Below are 25,868 nucleotides of genomic sequence, written 5' to 3'. Positions count from 1 at the left end.
CGTTCTGGACGGTCACGGATGGTGCTCGCCGTGCGGATGCCCGTGCCCCTCCTGATGCTCCCCACCGTGCCCGTCCGGCGAACCGCCCATCATCCGCAGCATCGCCCGGCCGCCGGTGCGCAGGAACCGTACGACCAGCGCGGCGGCCAGCAGCAGGAAGGCGATGTTGAGGTACGTGGTGTAGTTCCAGCTGATCCCTTCGTCGGGGATCTTCGCGTCGGCCTGGTCGGGGATCAGCCCGAGTCCCCCGAAGGCGACTTCCACGACGTAGCCGGCCACCACGATCGAGGCGTAGAAGGTGCCCAGCAGGAAGGCGGCGGTGCGGGCGCCGTAGTACTTCCGGTAGATGTTGAGGATCGGCAGGATCAGCAGGTCGGCGTAGATGAAGGCGATGACGCCGCCGAAACTGATGCCGCCCTTCCAGAGCACCACGGCCAGCGGCACGTTGCCGATGGAGCAGACGAACGACACGATGGCCACCACAGGGCCGATCAGCGGCCCGGTCACTTTGGCCGCGAGCGGATGGCCGGCCAGGAAGAAGCTCTGCCAGAAGTCGTCCGGCACCCAGGCGGCGATCGCCCCGGCGATCAGCAGTCCCACCACCAGGTCGCGCAGGATCGCCGCCCACTCCATGACGAAGATGTGCGAGACCGACGTGAACCCGTCCCGGGAGAACAGCCGCCGGACGAAGCCGCCCTCGCCGCCCACGGACATGTCCATCGCCGCGTGCCCCTCCATCGAGCCCGCCAGCCCGCGCTCCGCCTGCTCCCGCGCCTGGCGCAGCAGCCGCTCGCGCAGCAGCACGCGGAAGAGCACGGCGAGGACGACGATCATGACCGGGCCGCCGACGAACTCCGCCGCGGTGAACTGCCACCCCATCAGCAGGGCCAGGATCACGCCGAGTTCGATCACGAGGTTGGTGGAGGCGATCTCGAAGGCCATGGCCGCGGTGAAGTTCGCGCCCTTGCGGAACAGCGAGCGGGCGAGCGCGACGGCGGCGTAGGAGCAGGACGAGGAGGCGGCGCCGAGCCCCGCGGAGAGCACGAGCGTACGGGGCCGGTCGTCCCCGAGCAGCCGTACCACCGTCTCCCGGCGCACCACCGCCTGCACCACCGCGGAGAGCGTGAAGCCGAGGATCAGCGCCCAGGTGATCTCCCAGGTCATCGACCCGGCGATGGAGAGCGCGTGCCCGACGGCATGCATGGTGTCCGCCCTTCGCAGCCGATCACGACCCACCGTTTATATACCCCCAGAGGGTATATGGGCCAGTGGTGCCACGGTATCCGGGCGGTGACGTCGGGGGCAGTGGCCTCCGCCTCGGAGACCACGTCGGACCTCGCCGCCACGACGGCCGCCTGCTCCCGAGCGCTCCACGACGGCCCCGCTCGGCCGCTGCCACGGCGCCGGGGCGCTACCTGCGTGAGCCGCACCCCGGACAGAAGGCCGCCCCGTCCGGCACCACCGCGGAGCAGGAGGAACACTGCTCGGACTGGGCCAGCCGGTAGCCGCAGCCCGAGCAGAAGGCGGCACCGTGCGTCTCGGTCCGGCACTGCGGGCAGACCAACTGGCGGGGCGTACCGGGGTCGTAGCCCTGTCCGGCCTGCTGCCCGGCCGCGTACGCCCGCTGCGAGGCCATGTCGTTGAGGCCGCGCTGCTGGGCCGCCATCGCCTCGGCGGCCGTGTCCGGAGCGCAGCGCAGGCAGAGGCCCTGGGCCGCGTTCCAGCAGCGGCCGCACACGTAGTCGGTGCAGCGGGCGCAGCGGTTGAAGTGACCCTGTGCGTTGTCGATCGCCCGCTGGAACGCCTCGTCGCGGGAGCGTCCGTAGCCGGCCCCCGCCAGCCCGTCGGCCGCCGACGTCAGGCCGGTGCCGGTGCGGCCGAGCATCCCCCAGGCCACGTCGACCCCCTTGCGCAGCCAGGTGGCGGCCCGCTCCCCGGCGTACGGCTCGAACGGTGAGCGCCAGGTGTCGTGACAGCGCGAGCAGGAGAACTCGAACTGGAAGCCGGCACCGGTCCCGTTCCGCTCGCACAGGTCCCGGTAGTTGTTGCTGAAGTAGATCTCGGCGCTCATGTGGTCCCCCCACAGTTCAGGCCATCGGCAGACATGCGGTACGACGCAGGGGAAACGGTGCCGGTTCTGGCCAAAGCCGCCGAGTTCGGGCCATGGCCAGAGCCGTGGCCCGGGACGGCTGCCCCTGGCCACGGCTCTGTTCTGCTCTGCCCTGCGGGCCTGGTCGGACCGGCTACCAGCCGACCGCCACCAGGAGCCACTGCGGGTTGGCGTGCGAGATGAACGAGGACTGGCCCGCCACGTCGTCGTAGGGGAAGCCGTAGGCGAGGTGGTTGATGGCGTTGTCGTGCCAGAACTTGGCGTAGTAGTTGGCCGGTGCCGCCGTGTAGAACTGGGCCGGGTCGGACTGCTGGGAGGCCGGCAGGGTGGCGACGTGCCGGTTGAGGGCGGCGCACGTGTTCGGGTCGGACGCCAGGGACGCGGCGCAGCCGAAGATGTCGGAGGTGGCCGCGTTCACGCCCACCGACTGGGCGTACGAGGTGAAGTAGTTGGCGTTGGCGCCGCCCGCGCGGAAGCTCGGGTCGCTGCCGGGCGCGATGATCCGGTACGGCGCCTGGGTCTGGGCCAGCACGTCGAACTGGGACGGCACCGCGTCGATGAACCGCTGGAACGTGGTGGCGCGGTCCTCGGCGAAGGTCTGCCGGTTCTCGCCCACCTCGACGTCGTAACCGTCCTTGGTGTGCAGCCGCATGGCCAGCTTCAGGCCGAAGGCGTCGACGCGGGTGGTGTTGCCGTTGAAGACGTTGTTGCCGACCGTGAACTCGATGAAGTCGTAGTAGGAACTGGTGGGCGAGCCCAGGTAGAAGTACATGCGGCCCGCGGAGTTGGCCGGCATGTCGAGGTAGGGCTGCTCGGCTATGGAGTGCGTCTGGCCGTTGAAGCTCCAGTACACCTGGCTGTCGGGGTACTTGCCGTTGGTGCGGTTGAGGATCTTCACCTCGACGGCGTTGTGCGCCGCCGGGATGTCGCCGGTGCTGCCCCAGAAGTCGTCCGGCGGGGTGGTGGACCCGGGGCCGTACACCTGGAACTCCCACAGGGAGTAGCCGTACGGGGTGCCCCGCACGGTGCCGTAGAGGCGGACGTAGCGGCCGCTGCCGGTGACGGCCAGGTTCTGGGTGCCGCCGGTGGCGGTGGTGGTCGAGTAGACGGTGGTCCAGGTGGCGGCGTCGGTGGAGGTCTGGATCTGGAAGGCCTTCGCGTAGGCGGCCTCCCAGTTCAGGGTGACGCTGCTGAGCTGCTGGACGGAGCCGAGGTCGACCTGGAGCCACTGCGGGTCGGCGAAGGCCGAGGACCAGCGGGTGCCGGTGTTGCCGTCGACCGCCGCGCTCGCGGGGAAGGAGGCGTTCTCGGTCGAGGAGGCGGTGGCGGGCCTGCCCTGGGACAGCAACTGGTCGGCCGCGTGCGCGGGCGACGGGGCGAGGACCGCGAAGAAGGCGGCGATCAGGGCGACCACCAGGCCGAGCGCCAGCCGTGGGCGTAAGGCGGTGGCCGGCGGTCTGCGGGTGGGTGCGCCGACGGAACTCTGCATGCGAAGTCTCCTCAGGCCGGTTCGGCGTGCGGGGGGATGGAGCAACGGCAGATGTGAGAGCGCTCCCTGGGGTTGTAGACCCGTCCCTGCCCGCCGTCAACAACTGAAGCCGAAATCAATCGCGTTGCGGCCCCACGGACCACACGCCGCTGATCCCGGCCCCGGTGCCGCGCACCCGGCGGCCGTCGCATTCGGTTCCCGACCACGTGAACGGCCCGGATCCGGACCGCCCTTACAACCCTTGACGCATCCGGTACGGACCTTTGCGCACCGGTCCTACATCCCGGCCCTGCCGCCGCCGGTGAGCCCGGGAGCCAGCTCCGGGAACCAGAAGACGGCGACGGCCAGCGCGATCGAGGCGATCCCCACGAGACGGGCGATCAGGTGGCCGGCCGGAGCCAGCTTCTCGGCCGTGATCACGCCGGTCAGGACCACCATGGCCCAGAGGTTCATCACGCCGAACGCCGCCAGCAGCACCATCAGCGACCAGCAGCAGCCCAGGCAGAAGCCTCCGTGGTGGACTCCGGCACGCAGATCACGAGAGCGCCCCGGGTACGAGGAGTAGCGCAGCAGTTGCCCCACCGGCGAGCGGCACTTCGCCAGGCAGCGCTCCTTGAGCGGGGTGAGCTGGTAGGCGCCGCCGACGAAGAAGACGGCCGCGGCGACCGCGGTACCCGTCGCGGCCGGCAGGCCCCCCGCCCGGCCCAGGCCCGCGGCCAGCGCGTACGCAGGCAGCCCGGCCGCGGCCCAGACGAGCAGGTAGGCGGCCGTGAAAACGATCATCCGCGGCGTCCGGTGCGCGGTGATGGTACGCGCGTACAGCGCGGCGACGGGCGCCGTGCCGGGCAGCATCATCGCGGCCGTCATCAGGGTCCACACGGCCAGGAAGGCGGCCGGGCCCAGGCCCATCGTGCCCGGCATCGCCGGCATGCCGCCCCAGCGCGTCACCACCCAGACCCAGGCGGCGGCCGCCACGGCCAGCAGCAGTCCGGCGGGGGCCGCCCCGCCGCGGACGGTGACCGGCCGACCGGTCACGCCGACCACGTGAAGGGCGCCGAGTGGCCGTTGCCACCCGAGAAGTCCCAGGACCGGCCGTACACGCCACCGCCCCGCGCCCGCGCGGACCGCGCGATGGCCAGTGTGCTGTTCGCCGGGTGGAACATGCCGGTCAGGTGCATGACCGGCCCGTCCGGGCCGAACTGCGGGGCGACCTGGTCCTCGATCTCCACGTCGATGACGTCGCCCACCCGCGCGGAGTGGTGGCGGCCGTCGTCGCGGTACTCGATGGGAACCCGCTCCACACCGAGCAACTTGCCGATGAGCGGCGCGAGAGCCGCCATCGGCCCGCCGGCCTCACCGCAGAAGACGCTGCCCAGGGCCTCCGCCTGGCGGTCGTCGGCCGAGGCGTCGAGATACACGGCCACCTGCCAGCCACCGTCGGCCATCACCCTGGGGGCGTCGACGAAGACGGCGACATTGCGGCCGGAGACGTCCACGCCGTCCACGGTCCCGCTGTCCACATGGAACGCGAAGGTCACCTGGCAGCGCTCGTGGTCGGCCGGCGCGGTCAGACCCGAGGTGGTGCAGGGGCAGACCACGTCGCAGTTGCAACTCTCCAGGTAGGTGCCGTTCAGGTTCCAGGGCATGGCCGCACCTCCCCTTCCGTGCAGGGAACGCCACTGGAGGGTCCGTTCTGTCCGGTACCGCTCTCCTTCTCAGGCTATTCCCGACGGCCCCTGTCGCGCAGATCAGCGGCGGGCGGGTGCCGGTGGGCGTCAGCGGGTGGCGGTGGTGTGGAGGTGGTTCAGGGCGGAGATCACCGTGGTGTTGCGGTGCCAGACCAGCCAGCGGCCGACCTGCCTGCCGAGCTGGTCGAGTGCCGCCGACTGCTCGGCGGTGAGGTGGGGCAGGGGCCGGTCGTGGTGGGAGGAGACCATGCCGATGACGGTGCCTCTCGGGCTGAGCAGCGGGGCGCTGTGGCAGGCGCGGCTGCCCGTCTGGAGGATCGTCCACCGCGCGGTCTCGTCGAAGGCGTCGGAGGCGGCGACCTCCTCGACAGTGACCTGCCGGGTCTGCTCCGCGGCCTGCGCACAGGAGGTGGTGGAGGAGTCGACGAAGGCGAAGTAGTCGGTGAAGCGTCCGTTCAGCCCGGTGTGGTGCTCCATGCGGAGCATGCCGTTCTGCACCAGTTGCACGTTGCCCATCTCGGCACCGGTGATGTGCAGGGTGCGCTGCAGGGCGGTCTTGAGGACGGCACTGTCGTCGGCCAGCCGGCGTTCGCGGGCGCCCAGGACGGGCAGCGGCGGCGCGGCCGGGCGCGGCCGGCCCGGCACCCAGCTGGAGTCGCCCGGCCGCGGCGCGGGCAGGTGCACGGCCGTCTCGGCGAGGGTGTGCAGTTTGACGTTGAACCGCTGGGAGGCGCCGCGCAGCAGGTCGAACGCCTCCTGCTCCGAGGAGAGCCGGTACGAGGAGACGAGGAGCCGCTCGGCCCGGGCGACACCGGCACGCGCCAGCTTCCTGTTCCGCGCGTCGATCGCCTGCTGCTCGGCGTCCCCGGACCCGTGTTCTCCCGGACGCGGTCCGGGCGCACCGGAATTCTCGCTCATGCACACAGCTCCTGATCCGACCCAACCCCTGCGCACCGCACGTCTTCCCGCCTTCCCCGCGGGCATGTCCGCCTGTGGCACGCGCCACCTCGCTCGCCGGGGGCCACGGACGCCGGGGCCCACGGACGCCACGGTACGAATCGGCTACGGGGCCGGGACGGTCTTCCCGTTCTCGTCGAGGGCGGGTGTCCCTTCGGCGCGGCCTCGCCGGACGGGTGCGCTTGCCCATGGTGGAAAGCGCTTCACGAGGACGCGGGATCAGTCCCGGCACACCGGTTGCTCACCTGTGGGTTGCGCCACGTGACCGGGGGGAGGCGGACCGGATCCGTGTGATCCGGCGGCGCGCGGGCAGACGCAGCCGTCATGAGCACTCTCTGTCGGAGCACGACCACCGAGGTCACGGAGCCGGCCCCGGACGGGCGGGGCTTCTCGTCGGCGTTGCGTGGCGGCGGCGGGCGGGTGACGGGGCTGGACGGACTGCGTACCGTCGCGGTGGTGCTGGTGATCGTGTACCACGTGCTGCCCGACCCGCTGCCCGGCGGCTCGGTGGGCGTGGACGTGTTCTTCACGATCAGCGGTTTCGTCATCACCCGGCTGCTGGTCGCGGAGTACGCCCGCACCGGTCGCATCGGGTTGTGGTCGTTCTACCGGCGGCGGTGGCTGCGCCTGATGCCGGCCCTGCTGGTGATGTGCGCGGTCACCGCCGTGCTGGCCGTGGCGTTCGCACTGCCGTTGTTCCGCGGGGTGTGGACGGCGGTCGCGCTCGCCGCGGGCTCGGCGGTCAATCTCGTCCGGGCCGGGGAGCCAGGGGCGTACTCGGGTCTCACCGCGCCGTTCGGCCACACCTGGTCCCTGGGGGTGGAGGAGCAGTTCTACCTGGCCTGGCCGCTTCTGCTGCTGGTTCTGCTGCGGCGCGGGCGTGCCCGGGTGGTGCTGTGCTGGGTGGCGGTGCTCTGCGTCCTTCCGGTGATCTGGCGGACGGCGCTCTGGGCTCCCACGGCGGCGCACCGCATCTACAACGGGCCCGACACCCGCGCCGACCAGCTGCTCGTCGGCGCCCTGCTGGCCCTCGTGCTGGCCCGGCTGCGTGCCGACGACCCGCGCCTGGCGGTGCTGCGCCGGTGGGCGGGACGGCTGTGCTGGCCGGCCCTCGCGCTGCTGGCACTGATCGTCTGGCAGATCCCGATCACCGGGCCGAGCGGGTGGAACCCCCTCTGGTACACGGTCGGCTTCCTGGCCGCCGCCGTGCTGTCGGCCTGTGTGGTGGCCGCGCTGGAACTGTGCCCGCGGTCCTGGCCCGCCCGCCTGCTGTCGCTGGCGGTGCCGGCCTGGGTCGGACGGAACCTCAGCTACGGGATGTACCTGTGGCACTACCCCCTCATCCGGCTGCTCTCCGAACTCGGTCTGCGCGGCGGCCCGCTGCTCTTCGCGGGCCTCACGGTGACGCTCCTCGCGGCCCTCGCCTCGTACGCCCTCGTCGAACGGCCCCTGCTGCGACGCGGCCGGGTCCGTGTGCGCCGGCCGGAGCCCGCTGTCGTCGCAGCGGCCTGAGCCGGGCCGCCCTCCCGCGCGCTGCTGCCACCGTCGTCGCCGCCGGGCCGCCGCAGCGGTTGTGAAGGCTCTCGCCGCTTGCCGTGGGGCGGGTTCAGTCCTCGCCGTCGCCGTGCTCGGTCTTCCCCTTCGGGCCGCCCCGTTGCCCGTCCGGGCCGCCTCGTTGCCTGTCGGGGCCGTCGCTCTTGCCGGTCCCGGGCACCAGGGCCGGGCTCGCGCTGTGCGTCCGGTCCGCCGGCGGGGTGTCGGCCGAGCTCTGGTCGGGGGAGAACCACGCGAGGCCGAGCAGCAGCGCGCCGAGGAAGATCACCAGAGCGGCGAGGGCGCTCAGCGCCCTGGACCGGCGGGTGGAGAGCGCGCCGCCGCCCGTCCGCTGACGGCGCCGGGCCCGGAGGACCGGAGCGGCGGCCCCGGCGGACGGGAAGGCGTAGGTGGTGACGGAGCCAGGGGCCGTGTCCGTCCCGGGCCAGGTTCCCGGGAGCGCCGCTGAACTGCCCGGACGCGACTCCGGTTCGCGGCGCGGCGTGGCCGCCGGGAGGGGTTCGGGGCGTCCTCGCCAGGAGCCCGCGGCGAACCATTCGGCCGTCCGGCTCGCCGTGGGGCGGTCCTCGGGCCGCTTGGCGAGGAGACCGAGCAGGTAGTTCTCGAAGGCGGGCGGCAGTGCGATGCCCAGCTCGCGCGGCGGCACGGGTGGCGTGTCGAGGTGGTGGTGGAGGACGGCGATGGCGCTCGCGGCGTGGAACGGCACCCGTCCGGTGAGCAGCTGGTAGAGCACGCAGCCCAGCGAGTAGACGTCGGACGGGGGTCCGGCGGGTTGGCCCAGGGCGCGCTCGGGGGCGATGTACAGGCTGGTCCCGACGATCTGACCGGTCGCGGTGAGCCCGCCGGCCGGGTCGTCCATGAAGCGGGCAATGCCGAAGTCGCCGATCTTCACGGATCCGACGGCGTCGAGCAGGAGGTTGCCGGGCTTGATGTCCCGGTGCACGATGCCCTGTTCGTGTGCGACGGCCAGCCCGGCGGCCGCCTGGGCGGCGATACGGGCGACCTCCTCGGCCGGCAGGGATCCCGCCTGCGCGAGCACGTGCTGGAGACTGTCGCCCTCGACCAGCTCCATCACCAGGAACAGACGGCCGTCCTGCTCGCCGAAGTCGACGACGCCGACCACGTGCGGATGCCGGAGCCGGCCCGCGGTCTGCGCCTCCAGGCGGAAGCGGGCGGCGGCGGTGGGATCGGTGTTCTGGGCCAGCAGGAGCTTGACCGCCACCGGTCTGCCGAGCATCTCGTCGTACGCCCGCCAGACCTCTCCCATCGCGCCTCGCCCGATGGCGGTCTCCAGCCGGTACCGGCCCGCTATCAGCACCTGTTGCTTCACCCTCACACCGTGAGACGACTCGACCGCTGCCGGCCATGTCCCTCAGGCGCAACGGGTGTTGGTGGGATGCCGCAGCTTCCTCACTCTACCGGCGGGCGGCGGGCTCCCTTGCTGGTTCTGCCGTCCGGCCGCACCGGGCCGACGGCAATATGGGTGTGACTGTGCGCAAAGCGCGCTCATGGCCCCGTGCTGTGGAACCGCGAAGGTGCCAGGCACACTCTGCGTGTTGAAGTCCCTTCGCCACGAGAATGAGCCACACATGATCACACTCACCAAGGAAGACGGCCCGGCCGACCTGGACGGGGTGACCCATCTGTCCATCGGGGTCTCCTGGGACCCCACCGCGGGCAGCAGTGGCGGCGTGCTGGGCAAGCTGCGCCGTCAGAGCGGCACCGACCTCGATCTGATCGCCATCGCCATGCAGGGCGGCGACCCGGTGCGCCTGGCGGGTCTCGACTCACTCGACCCCATGGGCAACGGTTCGCTGGTCCACAGCGGCGACAACCAGACCGGGCGCGGGGACGGCGACGACGAGACGGTGACCGTCGAGTTCGCCCGGATCCCGCCCAACATCACGTCGATAGTGTTCGTGGCCGCCGCCTACAAGAAGGGCAGCTCCTTCCAGAAGGCCCGCAACATCAGCTTCAAGGTCTACGACGCGACCGGCGGCAGCTCCCAGCAGGTCGCCGACATCTGGCCGAGCCTGCTCACCCAGGACAACGGATGCGCCGTGGCCAAGGCGCTGAGGGTCGGCGCCAGTTGGAAGCTCGAGGTGATCAACGTGACGGGAAAGATCAAGCAGGGCGACGAACACGCCCTGATGCGCTTCGCCGTCAGCAAGTAGCACGTCTGGACTCTGGACGCGCAGGGCTCGCCGGCGCCCCTCGGCCGCCGCTGCGACGCCCTGCCGCACAGACCCGAACGCTGCCGCGCGCCGCGCGCACCCGCGGTCACTCGATGCGGCCGCCCCTCGGATGCCCAGGACGGGCGGCGGAGAGGATGCCACGCTGGAGAGTGCGGGGCCCGCGAGCGGAGGTCCGAGTGCGTGCCGGTCGGTCCGGGGCACTGTCGGCCCGCCGGGACCAGGACCGCGCGACCGACCCGGAAGGCAGGTGCGTCCCATGCGCACGTCGACCCGTATCGCCGGTGCCCTCACCGGCCTGAGCCTCACCCTCGGTGGCGCGGTCCTCGCCGCTCCCGCCGCCCACGCCGACATCCCCGCCTGCACGCGGATGGCCGAACTGGCGGGCGCCACCGCGTCCGACGCCGTCACAGCGGCCTGCGGCCGTGGCGTGGTCGGAGACCTGCAGAGCTGTGTGACCGGGCTGACCGGTGCCGGAGTGGCGGGCGGCGCCGCGACCGGTGCCTGCCGGGCGGCGGCCCACGAACCGCGTTAGCCGACCGGGGCGACGACAGCCGCCGGCCGACCTCCCGTCCCGCCTCGCGGGCCCCATGCGGAGCGCCCATGCTGGGTAAGAGGGCGCCGTCGTCCTGGGACTTGTCCCTCCCGAAGGCCGAACCGAGGCGCCCGAGAGGAGGAGGACGTCATGCGTATGCGCAGAATCCTGGGCCTCGTCCTGGCCGCGGCCACCCTCGTCGGCGTGAGTGCCGTCGGCGCCGGGGCCGCCTCGTCTCCGAACATCTCCAGGGACGACTGCACGGCCGCCGGCGGACAGGTCGTCGCACGCGCCTACGCCGGCTACGCCTGCCAGCTGCCGGACGGGACCACGCAGGCGATCACCTGACCGTTCGCCGCACGGCTGGGCAACCGGTCCACCGTCGGGTGGACCGCCCCTGAAGGCCGCCCCCGCCGCCGTCCGGAACGGACGCGGAAGACGAGCGGTCCCGCCGGCCTCGCCGACCGGCACCCGACGCTCTCCGCGGACCTGCGCGGAGACCGCGCCGTAACAGGACGATCCGAGGAGCCGACCGGCACGCGCCGACGCCGGCAGGACCTGGAGCGCCCCGGTCGCCGTGGCCGGGTCCACCCTGCCGAGCCCGGCCGTCGACCCCTGGACGGGCACGCTGTACATGGCCTACGAGGGCTCGGACTTCTCCGCTGGGAGGTTCGACTCCGTCCAGCTCGTGCGGTCCACCGACGGCGGACGCCCCTGGGGGACCCCGGTGCCGATCAGCCCCGAGGGCGTTGCGGCCTTCTCCCCGTCGATCGCGGTCGACGAGCGGGGCACGGTCGCGCTCACCTACTACGACCTGCGTTTCCTGGAGCCGGGCAACACCACAACCCTGCCCACCGCCCATCAACTGGCCACGCTGCGGCACGGGGACCCGAAGTCCCGGACCGAACGACGGATCTCACGGGTCTTCGACTGGCTGCGGGCGCCGTTCGCCAGGGGCTACTTCCTCGGCGACTACCAAGGCCTGGCGGCGGACGGCAAGGGCGTACGGGCGGTGCTCACCGAGGCCGACTCCGGCGCACCACAGCACCGTACGGACGTCTACACCGGCACTTTCCGCACCGGCTGACCGATGCGACACCGCGTGCGGGGGCGCCCCGCGGCGCGTGGCTGCGGGGCGCCACGTGGGGTTCAGTCGACCTGCTCCCCGTTGTGCGTGCCGCCCTTGCAGTAGTTGCCCGCCTCGTTGATCGCGGGCGTTCCGCCGCCCTGCCTGCACTCGGATGGGGTGACGTACGAGCGGGCACCCTGGGTGGCGGCGGAGGCGGAGGCGGCGCCGGTGAGGCCGAGTCCGGCGAGGGCCGCCGTGGCGACGACGGCGGCGAGGATTCGTCGAATACGCATGTGGTTCCCCTTTCACGTACTGCCTCGGTCGGGGCACTAGCCAGCTTGATCTTCACCCATTCGGGTGGCACGCCATGTTCCGCCATTCGGGTGACAGCGCCGGAGGGGCGATGTCTGCCCGCGGACGGCCCGCCGGGGCCTGCGCCTTCACCTCCCGGTGGCGATCTCGTCGTGTCCTGGCAATCCGCTCTTGGTCAAAATCCCCCAAAGGGAACGTATGTTCACGGTCAAGCAATGGAAAAGAACAGCAATGGAGGGCACTGTGTCCCTGGATGTCCGTAGGGCTCGGCGGTTCGCCGCACCCGCAGCCGCCGCGGTCGCCGCCGCGGTCGCGACGATGGTGGTCAACCCGACGCTGGGCGCGTCGGCCTCGGGTGCGCAGGCCTCGGCCAAGGCCCCGACCGCCAAGAACGTCATCTTCATCAACGGTGACGGCATGGGCGCCGCCACGCGCCAGGCCGCCCGCCTGCACCTGACCGGCATGGGCGGCCGGCTCGCGATGGACGCGCTCCCCGCCTCGGGCCAGCTGACCACCGAGCCGGACGACCCCAAGGCCGTCGTCACCGACTCGGCCGCCGCGGCGACCGCGTGGGCCACGGGCGAGAAGACCTACAACGGCGCGATCAGCGTCGACGTGCACGGCAACCCGCTGGCCACCCTCGGCCGGCAGGCCAAGGCGGCCGGCAAGGCCACCGGCCTGGTCACCACCGCGCAGGTCACCGACGCCTCGCCGGCGGCGTTCTTCGCGAACACCGCCAACCGTTCGGCGCAGGACGAGATCGCCCGCCAGTACATCGAGGTCAGCAAGCCCGACGTCATCCTGGGCGGAGGCGAGGACTGGTGGCTGCCCGCGGGCAGCGCCGGCGCGTTCAGGGACCAGCCCGCCGAGGACCCGTCCGAGGCGAGCAAGGGCACGAAGGGCAACCTCATCGCCCAGGCCCAGAAGGCCGGTTACTCCTACGTCTCCAGCGCGGACCAGCTCAGCCGCGCCAAGGGCGGCAAGCTCCTCGGTCTCTTCGCCAACGAGGAGATGTTCCAGCAGCGCGCCGAGGGTCAGGGCGACGTGTACAGCCCGGTGGTCGGTCTCTCCACCATGACCAGCAAGGCCCTGAGCGCGCTGGACAAGAACAAGAAGGGCTTCTTCCTCATGGTCGAGGAAGAGGGCGTGGACGAGTTCGCCCACTCGAACAACGGCACCCGCGTCCTGCAGTCCATGCGGGAACTGGAGAAGGCGGTGGCCGTGGCCCGTGCCTACGTCGCCACCCACCCCGACACCCTGCTGGTCGTCACCGGCGACCACGAGACCGGCGGCCTGGCCGTCGAGGACTCGGACGCCACCGACGAGTCCGGCACCGGCATCTCGGCCGAGGACGGTCCGTTCAGCATCCGCGGCAGCGACAAGAGCTTCTCCATCGACTGGACCACGTCCGGGCACACCGGTGTGGACGTCCCGGTGACCGCGGCCGGCCCGCTGTCCGACCGCTTCTCCGGCAAGCACCCCAACACCTACGTGTACGACGTGCTGCGCCAGGCCCTGACGCGCCGCTGAACGAGGCGCTGACCGACGGTCTCCGGGGCGGCCTGTCAGGTGCGGTCGTGGAGGGTGACCTGGTAGCCGTCGGGGTCGGCGAAGGTGAACGTGCGGCCGAAGGGGCCGTCGATCGGTGCGGAGACGATGGTGTGGCCGTCGGCGGCGAGTGTGTCGTGGATGGCCTGGACGTCGGTGGCGTGGAGCCAGATCGCGGCACCGATGCCGGGCTGGGCGACGGATGCGAGATCGGTGCCGGGGACGACGTCGCGGAGCGCGAACGCGATCGGCCTGGTCTCGAAGACGACGGCGTGCGCAGGCCCGGCGGGCGACCGGACGAGGCCGAGGTACCGCTCGTAGAACGCCTGCGAGACGTCGAGGTCGCGCACCTGGAGGGAGACGAAGTCGGGGCCGGTGGCGGGCATGGTGAGACTCCTCCTCTGTGTGTCAGATTCCTGACACGGAGGAATGTATGTCAGACTTCTGACATGAGTCAAAAGGGTGCCGGTGTCGACCTGGACAAATCTCTGGGCTACCTGCTGAAAGAGGCTTCGAGTGTTCTGCGCGCGGCCATGGAGGAGGTGCTGCGGCCACTCGGGATGAGCGTGACGCACTACTCCTGCCTCGAACTGCTGGCGCAACGGCCGGGCTTGTCCAACTCCGAGCTCGCGCGTGGCGCGTTCGTGACACGGCAGTCGATGAACGTGCTGCTCCAGGCCCTGGAACGAGACGGCTACGTGACCAGGCCCACGGAGGCGCCCGTCGGGAAGGCGCTTCCCGCCCGGCTCACGCCTCGCGGCCGGCAGAGCCTGGAGAAGGCGAGCGCGGCCGTCCGTGCCGTCGAGGTCAAAATGCTGGCCGGCATGACCGAGACCGAGCAGTCGGACGCGTTCCGGAGCCTGCAGAGCATGATCCGTTCCCTGCGCGACGGCAGCGCCGAGGCGTAGCTCAGGGCAGGCTGAGCCGCGTCACCGAGTGCGCCGCGTCCGGAAGCACTCGCCCGGGCCGTGCCCCGTCGCTTCTCCGCGTCTCCCTGCTGTGCCGGTGGTCAGTCCTCGCCCCGTACGACGTTCCAGTCGTCTTCCTGTCGCATGTGTCCCGCGTTGTCGTCGAGCGTCGGGCGCAGACAGGTGCGTATGCCCCGCCCGCGCAGGCGGCGTGCCCTCGCCCAGCCCGTTTCGGGGCGGCGAGCGACGGTCGGGGTGCTGACTTCCGCAGTCACGGCAAGCTCATCTTCCTTCTCGGTCATGTCTGTTGAGGTCGGGTTCACCGTCATGCCCCCGTTCTCCTTCTGGTCCCGAGTGTCCAGTGGGCAGGGCGGGAAACGTGGTCCGGGCCCGCCGAAGGAGGCGGACACCCCGGGCGCACGGGGCCACCCGCGGTGTTACGAGCCTGGGCACCCGTCCGCCCGCAGCGCCGTGGCTCCCGCGCGCCAAGGGGTGAGGAGCCTGGCGGCGAGCCGATCCTCCAGGCAGGCGGTCGCGCGGATCCCGAAGACCACGTCGGCCTCCAGGTGCGGCTCGCTCTCCAGGAGCCCGCCGACCACGTCGTGGCGTACGACCTGTTCGTGGACGGCGTCCGCCTCGACGTGTTCGGTGTAGAACCGCACGGCCGCGGGTCCCGCCCCGGTCCGGCGCATCGCCTCGGCCAGGCGGCGCGAGGCCGGGGACGAGGTCACCTCGACGGCGGCGAAGTGCCCGACGAGTGCGGCGCGCAGCGAGCGGTGCAGACCGAGCAGGGACATCAGGTTGACGGTGGCGAGCGCCTCGGCAGGCGCGGCGTCGACGTACCTGCCGTACGCCGTGTCCAGGCCGAGGTCCGCCATGAGGGCGGCGAAGAGCTCCGCGTGGATCTCGTCGGCGCGGCCGGCGCCGAACTCGTCGTACTCGACGGCGACCATGGCCGCCTTGGCCCGCCCGCGCAGCCGGGGGATGACCCAGGCGTGCGGGTCGGCCTCCTTGAGGTGGTAGAGCGAGCGCAGCGCGGCGTACTCCCGCAGGTGCCGGCGGGTGCCCTCGGCCTGGAGGTAGTGGGAGACGCTGTCCCCGGGATCCGCGGCCGGCTCGACCTGGAGCTCGTCCAGGGCCCGCGCGGCGGTGTCGGTGGCGTCCACGGGCGCGTCGGCGCGGAGCGCGGACAGGAAACGGTCCTCCAGCGCAGCGCGGACGGTCAGCAGCGCGCTGTCCCACTCCAGGTCGTCGGGCACGCCCTCGAAGCCCTCGTAGTGCAGCTCGTAGAGGACGTAGAGGGCGAGCTGGAGATCGTCGCCGTACGGCGAGGCGTGCGCCGGGGACGGGGCGCCCGCCGGATCCGTGCCGCCCAGGGCCTCCAGGACGGCTGCCGACAGGGGACCGCGTGGTGCGGGCAGGGCCGGGGCGAGGCGACGGGTCACGGGGTACCGCCTTCGCCGGGTCGCTTGCCGCGGCAGCGGTGGCTGGTGTCGCACCAGGGGAAGATCCGGCTGCGGCGGCAGGTGCAGACGGCCACCATGAAACGCGTCGACGCCGTCACCCGGCCGTCCTCGTCCACGACCTCGACCGGACCCTCGACGAGGAGGGGCCCGTCGCGCTGGACGCGGATGCGGCAGGGGCGGTCAGGAGTGTTCGGCACGGGTCACCACCAGTCCCTCGGCCGGACGTCCGTCTCCGCTCCGCAGGCCCCCCGGTGAATGACGTGTGCTTTCACGAGTGCTCCGTTGCTCGTTGCTCCGATGCCGGGGCCGCTGGGTGTCACTGGTGCGCCGACCGGGTTTCCGTCCGCCCGGCCCGGAAACCTCGCGCCCCTCACAGGTCGCGCTTCTGCAGCGGCCTCACGGCGGGCCCCTGGAGGATCCGGCCGTCCGGGGCGAAGCGTGAGCCGTGGCACGGGCACTCCCATGCCTGTTCGGCGCGGTTGAAGGCGACGAGGCAGCCGAGGTGGGTGCAGGCGGCGGACACGGCCTGGAGCTGCCCGCCGGCGTCGCGGTGGACGGCGCACTGATGTCCGCCGAGCCGCACCACGGCGCCGTCGCCCGGCGCGATGTCCTCCGGCCGGGTCTCGGTCAGGGCCTGCAGCCGGTCCCCGATGAAGTGCCGGGCGACCTGAGCCTGGTGCTTGAGGAACGACACGCCCTCGCGGACCACCGGACCCAGGCGGCGCGGGTCGTACAGACCTGCCCAGTCCACCTCGCGACCGCCGACGAGGTCGCTGATCAGGCGGCCCGCCATGATGCCGCCGCTCAGGCCCCAGCCGCCGAACCCGGTGGCCACGTAGACGTGACGGCTACCGGGGTGGAGCGGTCCGACCAGGGGCACGGAGTCGGTGGAGTCGTTGTCCTGGGTGGCCCAGCGATGGGTGAGCCTGAGCCCCGGGAACTGGTCGCAGGCCCACGCGGAGAGCCGGGCGAAGCGCTCCTCGGTATCGGCGGTGCCGGGCGTGAAGTGCTCGCCGGTGACGACCAGCAGGCGTTCGCCGTCCCCGTGGGGGGCGCTGCGCACGGACCGGGTGCCCTGCTCGGGCGTGATGTACATGCCGCGCGGAGCCAGGGCCGCGTCGACGGTCCCGGCCACGACCAGCTCGCGGCGCGGGGAGAGCCGGGTGAACAGCAGCGCCCGGTCGAAGATCGGGTAGTGCGTGGCGACGACGACCTCCTCGGCACGCACCGACACCCCCGCGTCCGTCTCCAGCACACAGGGCTCTCCCTCGGCGAGGCCCACGACCCGCGTCCCCTCGTACACCGTGCCGCCGCGCCGGCGCAGGTCGTCCGCGAGCGCCAGCAGGTACTTGCGGGGATGGAACTGGGCCTGCCCGGTCACCCGGACCGCACCGGCCACCGAGAACGGCAGCTCCGTCTCGGTGACGAACTCGGCCGGCAGCCCCGCCTCCCGCGCCGCCCGCGCCTCCGCCCGCAGCTCCGCCGCCCGTGCGGGGTTCCGCGCGTACGTGTACGCCGCCGCTTCCTCCCACTCGCACTCGATGCCCAGCTCCGCCACGATCCCGGCGGCATGCCGGATCGCCTCGTTCTGCGACCGCGCGTAGAGCCGCGCACCCTCGGGGCCGCGGGTCCGGCGCAGGTGGTCGTAGACCAGGGTGTGCAGGGCGGTCAGCTTGGCCGTGGTGTGGCCCGTCACGCCGGCGGCCAGCCGCCCGGCCTCCAGCACGGCCACCTCACGGCCCTGCCGGACCAGCTCCCAGGCCGTACTGAGCCCGGCGATGCCGCCCCCGATCACGGCGACCTCGACGGAGAGGTCACCGGACGGTGGCGGGGCGGGCTCGCCGGGCGGAGCGGTCTCCAGCCAGTACGATTCCCGGCTTCCTGCGTCGGCGTCCTTCATGGCCGTACCCCTGTCTCGACGTTCCCGGACGCCGGGTTCCCGCCACGACGAGGTGACACCCGGAAGCCGGCGCGGGATCGCCTCGCCGAGCAGCCGCGTCCCGCCCCACTCCGACATCCGCCATGCGACATCCGACATCCGGCGGTGCGTCGTGGCCCTCCGGGGTACTCGACGAGCCGTCCGGAAGACGACGTCAGCGGGCCGAGCGCCCGCTTCGACACAGCGGAACGGAGTGATGCGACGATGGCCAGCGCCACGGAGACCGGAAACATCACCGGAACGCAGGACAAGGACTACAACCTTCTCTGGTACGTCGAAAGCTGCCTGGAGAACGCCCTCCGGCTGGACACCTTCATCAAGGACGCCGAGCAGGCGAAGGACGCGCAACTGGTCGAGCTGTTCACCAAGGCACAGGCCGACAGCCGCAAGGGCGCGGAAATGGGCAAGGCACTGCTGCGCAGCCGCTTGAACAGCGGCTGACTCCCCATTCGCCGGAAGACTCCTTCCAGGCCCGTGCCCATCCCGCAGGGGCCTGGAGGGAGGGGCCCTGGGGAGTTGCGACCCGGAGTCAGCTCCGGACCACCACGGGTATCCGTCCGCGAAGCGAGCGCGCGTCGCGCGTGGAAAGCTGGGTACGAGGTTTGTCCCGGACGTGACGAATGGCGGAGGGCCACGTGGACTGGCGACGGTTCGCGGAGCAGATGGCGTCCCTGGCGCGGGATCTGCTGGCGCAGGACTCGGTCGATGCCACGATGCGGCGGATCACCTCGTCGGCCACCGAACTGGTCGACGGCTGTGACGCGGCAGGCATCCTCGTGCTGCACGACACGCAGGTGAAGACCCTCGCCGCCACCGACCGGCTGGTCGTCGACAGCGACCGGCTGCAGCAGCGGATGGGGGAGGGACCGTGCTTCGACGCCGCTCACAGTTCGCAGGGCGAGCGGGTCTTCCGGATCGCCGACCTCACCGCCGAGCAGCAGCGCTGGCCCGCCTACGCCCCCCAGGCACACAGGCTCGGCGTCGGCAGCATGATGGGCTTCCTCCTGTTCACCGAGGAGGAGGACTTCGGCGCGCTCAACCTCTACTCCCGCAAGCCCGGCGCGTTCACCGAGCCCAGTGAACTGGCCGGCTGGCTGCTGGCCTCCCACGCGGCGGTCGCGTTCTCGGCCGCCCGCACCCATGCCCAGCTGGAACAGGCCCTCGCCACCCGTCACACCATCGGCGAGGCCATGGGCATCATCATGGGCAGCCACCGCCTCACCGAGGAGGAGGCGTTCAACGTCCTGCGCCGCTACTCGCAGGCCAACAACATCAAGCTCCGCGAGGTCGCCCGCAGGGTCTGCCATGAGGGCACCCTGTCGTGACCCGATCACCCGGGCCGCGGCTCCGGATGATCTCGGGCGACTCGCATGCGGTGATCGACCAGGCGAGGGGAAGCCGCGCAGAGGACCCGGCCGGAGACGGCTCGGTGGCGGTCCGCGCGCGGTCCGCCCGGGACGCTGGGACGCGGCCAGAACGACATGAAGGTGAAGGGCGCCCCGGAGGTTCCCGGGGCGCCCTTCGTGGTGGTCGAGACAGAGGGCTGTTCAGCGCACGTCCACGTAGTCGTGGTAGCTCTCGGCGTCCACGTAGGAGCCGGACGCGAGGTAGACGCCGACCCACGTGCCGTCCTGCTTCGCGGTGAAGCGGGCGGTGAAGCGGCCGTGCGAGTCGGCCTTGACGGAGCCCATCTGCGTCCAGGACTTCTTGCCCTTGGCCTGGAAGAGGATGTAGACGCGCTGCTTGCCGAACGCCACCCACTTCGTGCCGCTCAGCCGCTGCAAGGTGCCGGTGGTGGTCACGGTGTGACCCTTGCGCACCGGCTCCGGACCGGCGTTGAAGCCCGAGATCCTGGTGGCGGTGCGGTTGAAGTGCACGGAGTTGGAGTAGCCGGGCTGGTAGTCCGACGAGCCCGCGGAGTACAGCCGCCAGTAGCCCTTCGGCACGGCCACGTACCCGTCGAGGTTGAAGGTGCCGTCGGACTTCGTGGTGAACCAGCCGAGCGACTTCCAGCCGGTCTTGCCGTCGGCCGACTGCTGGAGGTACAGCTTGTGGTTCGGCGGCACCTTGCCGTTGCTGGCGGTCATGCTGCCCTGGATGTGCAGGTCGGAGTATTCGTCGATCCAGCTCGAACAGAAGCAGATGCTCGTCTTGTTGACGACGTCGACCTTGAACTGCGCGTGCGAGGGCGTCAGATACGGGTCGGCCAGGTAGCTGTCGGAGCTGGTCTCGACCGTGAACGTGGTGTCGTCGTACGGGATGTACGGGTCGGTGAGCGTGAAGCGCCCGCCGGCACCGCTGGTCGTCGTGGCGTAGTAACCCATGTCGAGCGCGACGCCCTTGGCCGGGTGCCAGGTGCCACCGTACAGATACTCCACGACACCGGACGAGGACGCCTTGGCGCCGAACTTGATCTGGACGCTGGAGTGGTCCAGCCGAATCCGGCTCGGGCTGACCACGACCGGCAGGGTCTTGCTGTCGACGAGCACATAGGTGTTCGTGCCGTCGGGGTTGGCGAGCCAGAAGGAGAGGGAGACCGGCACGGAGGTGGCGTTGTCGCCGTTCAGCTTCGGTGCCACGTCGATGGCGTAACTGCCGTCGGCGGCGGTGACGGCGGTGTAGGCGTACTCGGCCACCACACTCAGTGCCTGGCCGCCCAGCGGCGAGGTGTCGCCGGTGATCGGGTCGAAGAGGGAGATGCGGCCGCTGAGCGTGACGCGCGTGTGTTCCACGTCCAGCGCGGCGGGGCCGATGCTGCGGTCGGCGAAGACCGGCTTCGGCTCGACGTCCACGGTGGTGGCGTGCGCCGACGTGGTGTTGTCGCCGTCGCTGTCCTGGGCGCTGACCGTCACGTCGTAGCTGCCGTAGGACGGCAGTTGGGACATGCGCGGCGAGCGCCAGACGCCGTCCTGCGGCGTGCCGGAGACAAGCGTGAAGCCGGTGACCGCGACGGTCGCCGGGGCCGTTCCGTGCAGCTCCGTCAGGTCCGCGGACACCTCGGTGATCGCCGAATCGGAGGAGACGGCGACCGTCAGGAAGCCGGTGTCGGACGGGTCGGAGCCGACGTTGCCGAACACCGGTGCGCCGGTGCCGTCCGCAGGCGCGTGGCTGCTCGGGTCGGGCGTCGGGTCGCCGGACGTCGGGTCGGACGGGGTCGCACCGGCGGAGGTCGGGGTGTCTGAGGGTTCGCCGGTGGGCGGGTCGGACGGCGGCGGGGTGTCCGAAGGCGTGCCGGACGGGGCGCCGGTGGGCGTGTCCGAAGGCGTGCCGGGCGGGGTGCCGGTGGGCGTGTCCGCCGGCGTCGGATCGGTCGTCGGGTTCGTGGTCGCGGCGGCCGCCGGGTCCTGGCCGGGGCCGCCGTCCGCGTACGCCAGCGTCGGCGCGGCGAGGAGCGCGGCGCCCAGCGCGGCGGAAACGGCCGCCGACACCAAAGAGCGTGTTCTCACTGCTGGATTCCCCCCACGGGAATGGCGCAGCCACGCTGCCCCGATGTCCGGAGGCCGGCCGCGCTCTCTGTACGGTTGCCGTGATCATCACGCAACGGATCGAACTCTAGTGCCTGCCTCCGACACAGGAGCAAGCGGGTTTGTGGCACCGGCGACACTCCAGGACGCCCTGATGCCCACCGCTCATGCCCCTGTCGGGGATGCGTCCAGTACATGGTCGTACGTGGTCGGGACCTCCGCCACGGACGGCATACGCGGCAGGGGAGACGAACGGCGCTGCGCGGACCGGTCGTCACCGCCGAGAACGTGGCGCACGACGAGGCCCGCTCGGCCCGCAACACGGTGATGGACCAGCCGCACCCCCTCCGTGCGGTGTGTTCCTAGACAGCTCCACCACATCGGAGGTCTTCGCCATGATCAAGCCCAGCGACCGTTGACAACGCTCGTGATCAATACGCCTAGGACGGCGTACGCGGGTGCGCCCCGATGCGGAAACCCCGGTTCGAATCCGGGCCATGGTCACCCTTGGCACGTCCACCTCTTTGCGGGGGGCTCGACCTGCCTCAACTTACGTCCGGGGTGGGGGAGAACTGGCGGCGGCTGTCGACGTCGGTCGTTGTCGGCCACCCTCGGACGGCCCGGAGGCGGTCCGAGGGCGGCCCCGTGTCCTCAGCTGCCCGCGGCCTCGCGCATGGCGCGGGCTTCCTGTCGACCGAACTCCTGGCCGCAGTTCAGACAGGCCCAGTCGGTGTCGCGTGCGCCCAGGCGGAACTCCTGATCGAGATTATGGCGCTCGCATGCCGGGCTTCCGGCGTCGATCCACCGCTGTCGGATCTTGGCAACATCACTGATTTGCACCATGTTTCGACCCTATGTCATCCCTGGTCCGCGCACGCCCATGTGACCCAGGAGCATCAGTTTGGAAGACCGCGTACGCGGAGGGCGCTGACCCGGCGGACCAGGGACCTGCACATTCCTGTGATGCTCGCCGGGACCAAGGTGCGGCGACTGGTCTGCCCTGATCCTGCGAACTGATGGAGGAACGAACGACGTGGCCCTGGAGCCGGCAAACCCCGATGACGGGGACTGCGGCATCGTCGAGGGGAGGGCCTGCGATACCGGATCCGCTTTACGCCACGCATTCGGACACAACTTGCTGACGGCACGGGCGGCAAGCTCACATGGCGCACGGTGTTCTCACACGCCGCATGGGTCGAGCCGGTATTGGAGCCGGACAACTGCGTCCCCTACCTCGGTTGCGGCTGATTTCCCGCTGGGCGCAAGTCGCCAACGCCATTGCTCCACCGAGAGCGGAGTCAGAACCCCGATCCTGCCCACCTACCTCAGCCGCCCTCCTCAGCTCCCACCCCGTCTGCCCTCGGCCCAACCAGATCCTCCGCCGCAGCCTCCGCACATCGCCGTGTGGCGCTCGGTTCGACGGGGGGACACCAGGACCCGGAAGTCCCGGCGCACCCTCGCCCTGCCGGCGCGCTGCGTCGAAGCTCTCTGGCAGCAGCTCGAAGATCAGGGCTGGGACCGGCTCGCCGCCGACGACGCACGGGAGGAACACGGGCTCGTCGTCTCCTCGGTTCGCCGCGCGCCTTCCGCCAGGCGCTCAAGGGCGTCGACGGGATCAACGCCGACGAGTAGACGCCTCGGGAGCCCCGGCACGGCTTCGTGTCGCTGCTCTCCGGCCAGGGTGTCCCGCTGGAGGAGATCTTCCGGCTTGTCGGCCATTCGGGTACGGCCGTGGCCGAGGAGGTCTATCGGAAGCAGATCCGGCCCGTGGTCCAGACTGGCGCGGTGGTCATGGACGGGATCTTGGGCGCCGATCCGCAACGGCAGCAGACACCCGGGAAGCGATAGTCACGCAGATAGACGCGCAGCCCCAAACAGACCAGGCACCTACTCGCGTGAGCAGGTGCCTGGTTTGCTGTTTTGGCTGTCGGGGTGGCGGGATTTGAACCCACGACCTCTTCGTCCCGAACGAAGGGTACGTAGGCTGCCTACCTGTAAGTGATGACGTCTGCACAGCTCAGGGCGTTGGTCTCGGTAGGTTTGGTAGGGTCCCGCAGGGGCTCTGGGAGAAGATCTTCTCCCAGACTTCTCCCAACGGGCCGAGCAGTTGCGGCGCCATCGCGATCACATCGCACTTCACAGAAGCACATTCGCTGCCGTGGTAACTCAGGAACTGAGGCTCTTGCGCCGGGCTCGGAACGTGTACGTGGTGCCGTTCGCGTCCGTGTGGTAACCCCAGCCGCCGCTGACCGCCAGGTCCCAACCGCGTTGCTCTCGCATCTGCGCAGCGAAGGTGCGACGGTCCTTAACAGAACATCCGCAGGCGAGGCGTAGATCAATGCTCACGTACTGGCTGCGGGGATTCTGCTCCCGGTCCGCCAGGCTCCAGTGGACGTCGTGGACGTGGTCGGCAAGGCCAGTTCGTTCCTTGTCGTGGACGATGCCGTGAGCCCGCGCGAACTCGTCAAGGTCGTCGATGACGAAGAGGTCGCTTCGCCACTGCCCGGGCCAGACAGCGAAGAGTCGGGATTCTCCGGCGACCGCCCGTTGATAGGCATCGGGCCCCGCGCCCTGAGTGACTCGGCCGTCCTCGTGGACCTCGATGTAGCACGTGGTGTCCAGCGTGTACGGGAAGTCCTTCCCGGCAGCGGCAGCACTTCTCGGTTCCATGGCCCCCATCCCGCGGTGATCGTGAGGCTACGCTACGGCAGGGTGCGGGGAGGTGCTGCAACCTTCCTGAGTTCTGTCGATGGACGTTAGCCTGCTGGGCCGCGCGGCTCTGTTGCCGTCGCCTCTATGGCTGCCGGCGCGGTGGTCCGGATCGCGGGCAGGTTGTCCGTGATGGCCTGTGCGAGATCGGCGAGGAGATTCGTCAGGAGGCTCAACTGATCGGAGAGGCGGTCGTACTCCTCCACCTCTGCGGGCGTCCATGGAGCTTCGTGGCTTTCCATCTCGGCTATGCGCGATCCGGCCATTGTCGCTTGGATCACTGCCTGAACGGCGCTCCGCAAGCGGCCTGCAACCTCGCCGGGTCCACGGTCGAGGAGTAGATCAAGTTCGTCCGGCTCGGGTAGTGCCGGGATGCCGTGCTCAAGCCAGAAGTCTCCCCAAAGGCGACGACGCCGCGCCTCCGGATCGGCGCCATCCAACAGCCTGATATTGCCTGCCTCGTCCTGCCCGACTAGCAGTCCCGAGCGGGCCGCCAGATCGGCGGTCATGGCTGCGAGGCCATCGTCGTAGTCGGATACCGGACCCGGACCCAAGAACGCGCCTAGCTCCACTAATTGGCGGGTCCGCTCGTCAGCTTTTGGCAGCACTGCCAGATCGTCGTCGGTCATCAGGGTGTTCGGCGCGGCTGCACTCACTCGGGCGTAAAGCAATGGTGTCCCCTGGACGGCAGACTTCCAGGCCGCTAGGGCCGCGTCCAGCCACCAACAGACAAACTCTCGTGCAGCGTCCCGGTGTCCCTTGGCGCAACTGGTGGCCAGCGCCGAGCGAACCGAGAGCAGCACGGAGTCCGCTTCGTAAACCGATCCCTGGTCTTCGATGCGGCGCTCGATGGCAGCCTCACTGAGTGCGTTCAGCTCCTCCATCCGCCGCCGCTCGGATTCGCATTCCCGGAGCAACAAGGACGAACCCCGAGCCATGGCCGACAGGGCCTCGTCCATCTCCTGGCTGGTCATGCCCTGGGAGGCTTCGGGCGAGAGAGACACCGAGTCGGAAGGTAACGGGTCACCACTCATTTGCAACTCCTGTGCGGAGAAGAAGAGAAGACTTGGGCGCTCTTGGCGTGCTACGGCATCGGACTGTACGCCTCGACAGACGGGATTCGGCGGAAACGGTCGAACCTGGCTCATGGAGGCCGCTGCGGTGCTACGCGGGAGTCTCACGCGCGAGGTGGTGGACGAGGGCATCCGGTACTCCATGCCCTTCCCTGCACCCCCTGCGGGCTCGTGGGTGTCCTGCCGTGGTGCTGTGGATGGTGCGGCGTCCTTCCCGCGAAGAGAGCCGCTGCGGCGGAGACCAGTACGAGCACGGCGAACAGGCCGGGGTAACCGCCGAGCGGGTCGGCCAGCGCGGCTCCCGCGAACGGCGCCAGGGCAGACGCGATGGTGGCAGGCGCGGCCAGTAGCCCGGACAGGCGCCCGTAGTGGGTGGTGCCCCGGCGGTCGGTTATGGCGGTGGCTTGGAGCAGGGTGAGGTTGCCGCGCACCGCGCCAGCTGCGATCGCAATGCCCACGAGGGGTGGGAAGGGGCCGGAGACCATTGCGAACGCGGCGGTCGTCACCCCGCCGAGCGTGATCAGGGCGACGGTGCGGCTGGTGATGCCGATGCGGCTGGCGAGGGTCGTGTACAGGTTGCGGCCGAGGGTCTGGCCTGCGCTGCCGAGGCCGAGGGCCCAGGCGGCAGCGAGGATACGAGATTCGAACTCGTGAGAGGTTGCCCCCAACACGCTTTCCAAATGTTCGTCCGGGGGTCCAGGCGGGTTCGTCACCGTCCTGACCTGCGACGCAGGAGCTGCCACGGAGGCGCTTGGACGCCTATGAACGGGGCTGAATGCAACCCAAACTGCAACCCTCCAACGGGTCAGCCAGCGGTCCTCCATCGCTTGATCACGGCCGGCGCAGCGTGATGAG

The 25,868-nt window shown here is 70.8% G+C and carries 27 protein-coding genes and 1 pseudogene; 10 read left to right on the top strand and 18 right to left on the bottom strand.

Features of this window, described 5'->3' with window-relative positions:
• Positions 1 to 12: 12 nt before the first annotated feature.
• The 6 genes from BLW82_RS19540 to BLW82_RS19515 all read right to left on the bottom strand — a co-directional run bounded on the left by BLW82_RS19540 (position 13) and on the right by BLW82_RS19515 (position 6,205).
• Entirely contained in the window at positions 13 to 1,203 is a 1,191-nt protein-coding gene (locus BLW82_RS19540; protein WP_093500217.1) for a permease, read from the bottom strand.
• Between the two features lie 208 nt (positions 1,204 to 1,411).
• On the bottom strand, positions 1,412 to 2,071 hold the full coding sequence (locus BLW82_RS19535) for a zinc ribbon domain-containing protein (protein WP_093500215.1): 660 nt from the start codon (positions 2,069 to 2,071) through the stop codon (positions 1,412 to 1,414).
• A gap of 172 nt (positions 2,072 to 2,243) precedes the next feature.
• Positions 2,244 to 3,599 (bottom strand): beta-1,3-glucanase family protein, encoded by a 1,356-nt coding sequence (locus BLW82_RS19530; RefSeq protein WP_093500213.1) that lies wholly within the window; start codon positions 3,597 to 3,599, stop codon positions 2,244 to 2,246.
• 276 nt (positions 3,600 to 3,875) lie between these two features.
• Positions 3,876 to 4,634, bottom strand: a complete 759-nt coding sequence (locus tag BLW82_RS19525; RefSeq protein WP_093508146.1) for a DUF2182 domain-containing protein — start codon at positions 4,632 to 4,634, stop codon at positions 3,876 to 3,878.
• Positions 4,631 to 5,245: a DUF1326 domain-containing protein gene (locus BLW82_RS19520; RefSeq protein WP_093500211.1), complete on the bottom strand. Its 615-nt coding sequence runs from the start codon at positions 5,243 to 5,245 to the stop codon at positions 4,631 to 4,633. Before BLW82_RS19520 ends, BLW82_RS19525 begins: the two co-directional genes overlap by 4 nt.
• Positions 5,246 to 5,374: 129 nt before the next feature.
• Positions 5,375 to 6,205, bottom strand: coding sequence for an ANTAR domain-containing protein (locus tag BLW82_RS19515; RefSeq protein ID WP_093500209.1), 831 nt, complete (start codon positions 6,203 to 6,205; stop codon positions 5,375 to 5,377).
• Between the two features lie 363 nt (positions 6,206 to 6,568).
• Between BLW82_RS19515 and BLW82_RS19510 the strand changes: the two genes are divergently transcribed.
• Positions 6,569 to 7,756 (top strand): acyltransferase family protein, encoded by a 1,188-nt coding sequence (locus BLW82_RS19510; RefSeq protein WP_093500208.1) that lies wholly within the window; start codon positions 6,569 to 6,571, stop codon positions 7,754 to 7,756.
• Between the two features lie 94 nt (positions 7,757 to 7,850).
• Here BLW82_RS19510 and BLW82_RS19505 read toward each other — a convergent pair whose 3' ends face one another.
• Positions 7,851 to 9,116 carry a serine/threonine-protein kinase gene (locus tag BLW82_RS19505; RefSeq protein ID WP_093500206.1) on the bottom strand — a complete coding sequence of 422 codons (1,266 nt, stop codon included), beginning with the start codon at positions 9,114 to 9,116 and terminating at the stop codon, positions 7,851 to 7,853.
• Between the two features lie 271 nt (positions 9,117 to 9,387).
• Between BLW82_RS19505 and BLW82_RS19500 the strand changes: the two genes are divergently transcribed.
• From BLW82_RS19500 to BLW82_RS19485, 4 genes are all read left to right on the top strand, one after another.
• Entirely contained in the window at positions 9,388 to 9,972 is a 585-nt protein-coding gene (locus tag BLW82_RS19500; RefSeq protein WP_093500204.1) for a TerD family protein, read from the top strand.
• A gap of 277 nt (positions 9,973 to 10,249) precedes the next feature.
• Positions 10,250 to 10,525, top strand: coding sequence for a hypothetical protein (locus BLW82_RS19495; RefSeq protein WP_093500202.1), 276 nt, complete (start codon positions 10,250 to 10,252; stop codon positions 10,523 to 10,525).
• A gap of 150 nt (positions 10,526 to 10,675) precedes the next feature.
• Positions 10,676 to 10,873, top strand: a complete 198-nt coding sequence (locus BLW82_RS19490) for a hypothetical protein (protein ID WP_093500201.1) — start codon at positions 10,676 to 10,678, stop codon at positions 10,871 to 10,873.
• Between the two features lie 229 nt (positions 10,874 to 11,102).
• Positions 11,103 to 11,612 (top strand): sialidase family protein, encoded by a 510-nt coding sequence (locus tag BLW82_RS19485; RefSeq protein ID WP_256215877.1) that lies wholly within the window; start codon positions 11,103 to 11,105, stop codon positions 11,610 to 11,612.
• Positions 11,613 to 11,674: 62 nt separating this feature from the next.
• Here BLW82_RS19485 and BLW82_RS19480 read toward each other — a convergent pair whose 3' ends face one another.
• Positions 11,675 to 11,887: a hypothetical protein gene (locus BLW82_RS19480; protein WP_093500200.1), complete on the bottom strand. Its 213-nt coding sequence runs from the start codon at positions 11,885 to 11,887 to the stop codon at positions 11,675 to 11,677.
• Positions 11,888 to 12,224: 337 nt separating this feature from the next.
• Here BLW82_RS19480 and BLW82_RS19475 point away from each other — a divergent pair, with 337 nt between their 5' ends.
• A complete protein-coding gene (locus tag BLW82_RS19475) occupies positions 12,225 to 13,436 on the top strand; it encodes an alkaline phosphatase (RefSeq protein WP_093508145.1) in 1,212 nt (403 codons plus the stop codon).
• A gap of 35 nt (positions 13,437 to 13,471) precedes the next feature.
• Here the strand turns inward: BLW82_RS19475 and BLW82_RS19470 are convergent, their stop codons facing one another.
• On the bottom strand, positions 13,472 to 13,840 hold the full coding sequence (locus BLW82_RS19470; RefSeq protein ID WP_093500198.1) for a VOC family protein: 369 nt from the start codon (positions 13,838 to 13,840) through the stop codon (positions 13,472 to 13,474).
• Between the two features lie 63 nt (positions 13,841 to 13,903).
• On the opposite strand from BLW82_RS19470, the gene BLW82_RS19465 reads away from it, so the two are divergent.
• Entirely contained in the window at positions 13,904 to 14,362 is a 459-nt protein-coding gene (locus BLW82_RS19465; RefSeq protein WP_093500196.1) for a MarR family winged helix-turn-helix transcriptional regulator, read from the top strand.
• Between the two features lie 101 nt (positions 14,363 to 14,463).
• Here BLW82_RS19465 and BLW82_RS19460 read toward each other — a convergent pair whose 3' ends face one another.
• From BLW82_RS19460 to BLW82_RS19445, 4 genes are all read right to left on the bottom strand, one after another.
• Entirely contained in the window at positions 14,464 to 14,691 is a 228-nt protein-coding gene (locus BLW82_RS19460) for a hypothetical protein (RefSeq protein WP_177232767.1), read from the bottom strand.
• 108 nt (positions 14,692 to 14,799) lie between these two features.
• A complete protein-coding gene (locus BLW82_RS19455) occupies positions 14,800 to 15,807 on the bottom strand; it encodes an iron-containing redox enzyme family protein (RefSeq protein WP_093500194.1) in 1,008 nt (335 codons plus the stop codon).
• Positions 15,804 to 16,025, bottom strand: coding sequence for a CDGSH iron-sulfur domain-containing protein (locus tag BLW82_RS19450; RefSeq protein ID WP_093500192.1), 222 nt, complete (start codon positions 16,023 to 16,025; stop codon positions 15,804 to 15,806). The genes BLW82_RS19455 and BLW82_RS19450 overlap by 4 nt, the downstream gene beginning before the upstream one ends.
• 173 nt (positions 16,026 to 16,198) lie before the next feature.
• Positions 16,199 to 17,728 carry an FAD-dependent oxidoreductase gene (locus BLW82_RS19445; RefSeq protein ID WP_093500190.1) on the bottom strand — a complete coding sequence of 510 codons (1,530 nt, stop codon included), beginning with the start codon at positions 17,726 to 17,728 and terminating at the stop codon, positions 16,199 to 16,201.
• Between the two features lie 243 nt (positions 17,729 to 17,971).
• Here BLW82_RS19445 and BLW82_RS19440 point away from each other — a divergent pair, with 243 nt between their 5' ends.
• Together BLW82_RS19440 and BLW82_RS19435 are read left to right on the top strand one after the other, a co-directional pair.
• Positions 17,972 to 18,208, top strand: a complete 237-nt coding sequence (locus tag BLW82_RS19440) for a hypothetical protein (RefSeq protein WP_093500189.1) — start codon at positions 17,972 to 17,974, stop codon at positions 18,206 to 18,208.
• A gap of 194 nt (positions 18,209 to 18,402) precedes the next feature.
• The gene (locus BLW82_RS19435) at positions 18,403 to 19,092 is read left to right on the top strand and encodes a GAF and ANTAR domain-containing protein (RefSeq protein WP_256215875.1); all 690 of its coding nucleotides are present in this window, start codon (positions 18,403 to 18,405) and stop codon (positions 19,090 to 19,092) included.
• A 222-nt stretch (positions 19,093 to 19,314) separates the two neighbouring features.
• Here BLW82_RS19435 and BLW82_RS19430 read toward each other — a convergent pair whose 3' ends face one another.
• On the bottom strand, positions 19,315 to 21,195 hold the full coding sequence (locus tag BLW82_RS19430) for a hypothetical protein (protein ID WP_093500187.1): 1,881 nt from the start codon (positions 21,193 to 21,195) through the stop codon (positions 19,315 to 19,317).
• Between the two features lie 687 nt (positions 21,196 to 21,882).
• On the bottom strand, positions 21,883 to 22,074 hold the full coding sequence (locus BLW82_RS44490) for a hypothetical protein (RefSeq protein ID WP_177233004.1): 192 nt from the start codon (positions 22,072 to 22,074) through the stop codon (positions 21,883 to 21,885).
• 523 nt (positions 22,075 to 22,597) lie between these two features.
• On the opposite strand from BLW82_RS44490, the pseudogene BLW82_RS45520 reads away from it, so the two are divergent.
• A pseudogene (locus BLW82_RS45520) lies at positions 22,598 to 23,079 on the top strand (site-specific integrase); the annotation flags it as partial.
• Between the two features lie 318 nt (positions 23,080 to 23,397).
• On the opposite strand, the gene BLW82_RS19420 reads toward BLW82_RS45520, so the two are convergent.
• From BLW82_RS19420 to BLW82_RS19410, 3 genes are all read right to left on the bottom strand, one after another.
• On the bottom strand, positions 23,398 to 23,910 hold the full coding sequence (locus BLW82_RS19420; RefSeq protein WP_093500185.1) for a hypothetical protein: 513 nt from the start codon (positions 23,908 to 23,910) through the stop codon (positions 23,398 to 23,400).
• Positions 23,911 to 23,987: 77 nt separating this feature from the next.
• Positions 23,988 to 24,914: a hypothetical protein gene (locus BLW82_RS19415; RefSeq protein WP_143063690.1), complete on the bottom strand. Its 927-nt coding sequence runs from the start codon at positions 24,912 to 24,914 to the stop codon at positions 23,988 to 23,990.
• 203 nt (positions 24,915 to 25,117) lie between these two features.
• Positions 25,118 to 25,837, bottom strand: a complete 720-nt coding sequence (locus tag BLW82_RS19410) for an MFS transporter (RefSeq protein WP_256215874.1) — start codon at positions 25,835 to 25,837, stop codon at positions 25,118 to 25,120.
• Between the last annotated feature and the right edge of the window lie 31 nt (positions 25,838 to 25,868).

This window comes from Streptomyces sp. Ag109_O5-10, from assembly GCF_900105755.1.
In the GTDB taxonomy this organism is placed as follows: domain Bacteria; phylum Actinomycetota; class Actinomycetes; order Streptomycetales; family Streptomycetaceae; genus Streptomyces.
Note: the sequence above shows the minus strand (reverse complement) of the source record. Positions and strands in the feature narration are given on the sequence as shown.

What these genes read in the sequence shown, in the direction of transcription:
- BLW82_RS19540 (WP_093500217.1), bottom strand. Translation starts at nt 1,203, where the DNA reads ATGCATGCCGTCGGGCACGCGCTCTCCATCGCCGGGTCGATGACCTGG.
- BLW82_RS19535 (WP_093500215.1), bottom strand. Translation starts at nt 2,071, where the DNA reads ATGAGCGCCGAGATCTACTTCAGCAACAACTACCGGGACCTGTGCGAG.
- BLW82_RS19530 (WP_093500213.1), bottom strand. Translation starts at nt 3,599, where the DNA reads ATGCAGAGTTCCGTCGGCGCACCCACCCGCAGACCGCCGGCCACCGCC.
- BLW82_RS19520 (WP_093500211.1), bottom strand. Translation starts at nt 5,245, where the DNA reads ATGCCCTGGAACCTGAACGGCACCTACCTGGAGAGTTGCAACTGCGAC.
- BLW82_RS19515 (WP_093500209.1), bottom strand. Translation starts at nt 6,205, where the DNA reads ATGAGCGAGAATTCCGGTGCGCCCGGACCGCGTCCGGGAGAACACGGG.
- BLW82_RS19510 (WP_093500208.1), top strand. Translation starts at nt 6,569, where the DNA reads ATGAGCACTCTCTGTCGGAGCACGACCACCGAGGTCACGGAGCCGGCC.
- BLW82_RS19500 (WP_093500204.1), top strand. Translation starts at nt 9,388, where the DNA reads ATGATCACACTCACCAAGGAAGACGGCCCGGCCGACCTGGACGGGGTG.
- BLW82_RS19495 (WP_093500202.1), top strand. Translation starts at nt 10,250, where the DNA reads ATGCGCACGTCGACCCGTATCGCCGGTGCCCTCACCGGCCTGAGCCTC.
- BLW82_RS19490 (WP_093500201.1), top strand. Translation starts at nt 10,676, where the DNA reads ATGCGTATGCGCAGAATCCTGGGCCTCGTCCTGGCCGCGGCCACCCTC.
- BLW82_RS19480 (WP_093500200.1), bottom strand. Translation starts at nt 11,887, where the DNA reads ATGCGTATTCGACGAATCCTCGCCGCCGTCGTCGCCACGGCGGCCCTC.
- BLW82_RS19475 (WP_093508145.1), top strand. Translation starts at nt 12,225, where the DNA reads ATGGTGGTCAACCCGACGCTGGGCGCGTCGGCCTCGGGTGCGCAGGCC.
- BLW82_RS19470 (WP_093500198.1), bottom strand. Translation starts at nt 13,840, where the DNA reads ATGCCCGCCACCGGCCCCGACTTCGTCTCCCTCCAGGTGCGCGACCTC.
- BLW82_RS19465 (WP_093500196.1), top strand. Translation starts at nt 13,904, where the DNA reads ATGAGTCAAAAGGGTGCCGGTGTCGACCTGGACAAATCTCTGGGCTAC.
- BLW82_RS19460 (WP_177232767.1), bottom strand. Translation starts at nt 14,691, where the DNA reads ATGACGGTGAACCCGACCTCAACAGACATGACCGAGAAGGAAGATGAG.
- BLW82_RS19445 (WP_093500190.1), bottom strand. Translation starts at nt 17,728, where the DNA reads ATGAAGGACGCCGACGCAGGAAGCCGGGAATCGTACTGGCTGGAGACC.
- BLW82_RS19440 (WP_093500189.1), top strand. Translation starts at nt 17,972, where the DNA reads ATGGCCAGCGCCACGGAGACCGGAAACATCACCGGAACGCAGGACAAG.
- BLW82_RS44490 (WP_177233004.1), bottom strand. Translation starts at nt 22,074, where the DNA reads ATGGTGCAAATCAGTGATGTTGCCAAGATCCGACAGCGGTGGATCGAC.
- BLW82_RS19420 (WP_093500185.1), bottom strand. Translation starts at nt 23,910, where the DNA reads ATGGGGGCCATGGAACCGAGAAGTGCTGCCGCTGCCGGGAAGGACTTC.
- BLW82_RS19415 (WP_143063690.1), bottom strand. Translation starts at nt 24,914, where the DNA reads ATGACCAGCCAGGAGATGGACGAGGCCCTGTCGGCCATGGCTCGGGGT.
- BLW82_RS19410 (WP_256215874.1), bottom strand. Translation starts at nt 25,837, where the DNA reads ATGGAGGACCGCTGGCTGACCCGTTGGAGGGTTGCAGTTTGGGTTGCA.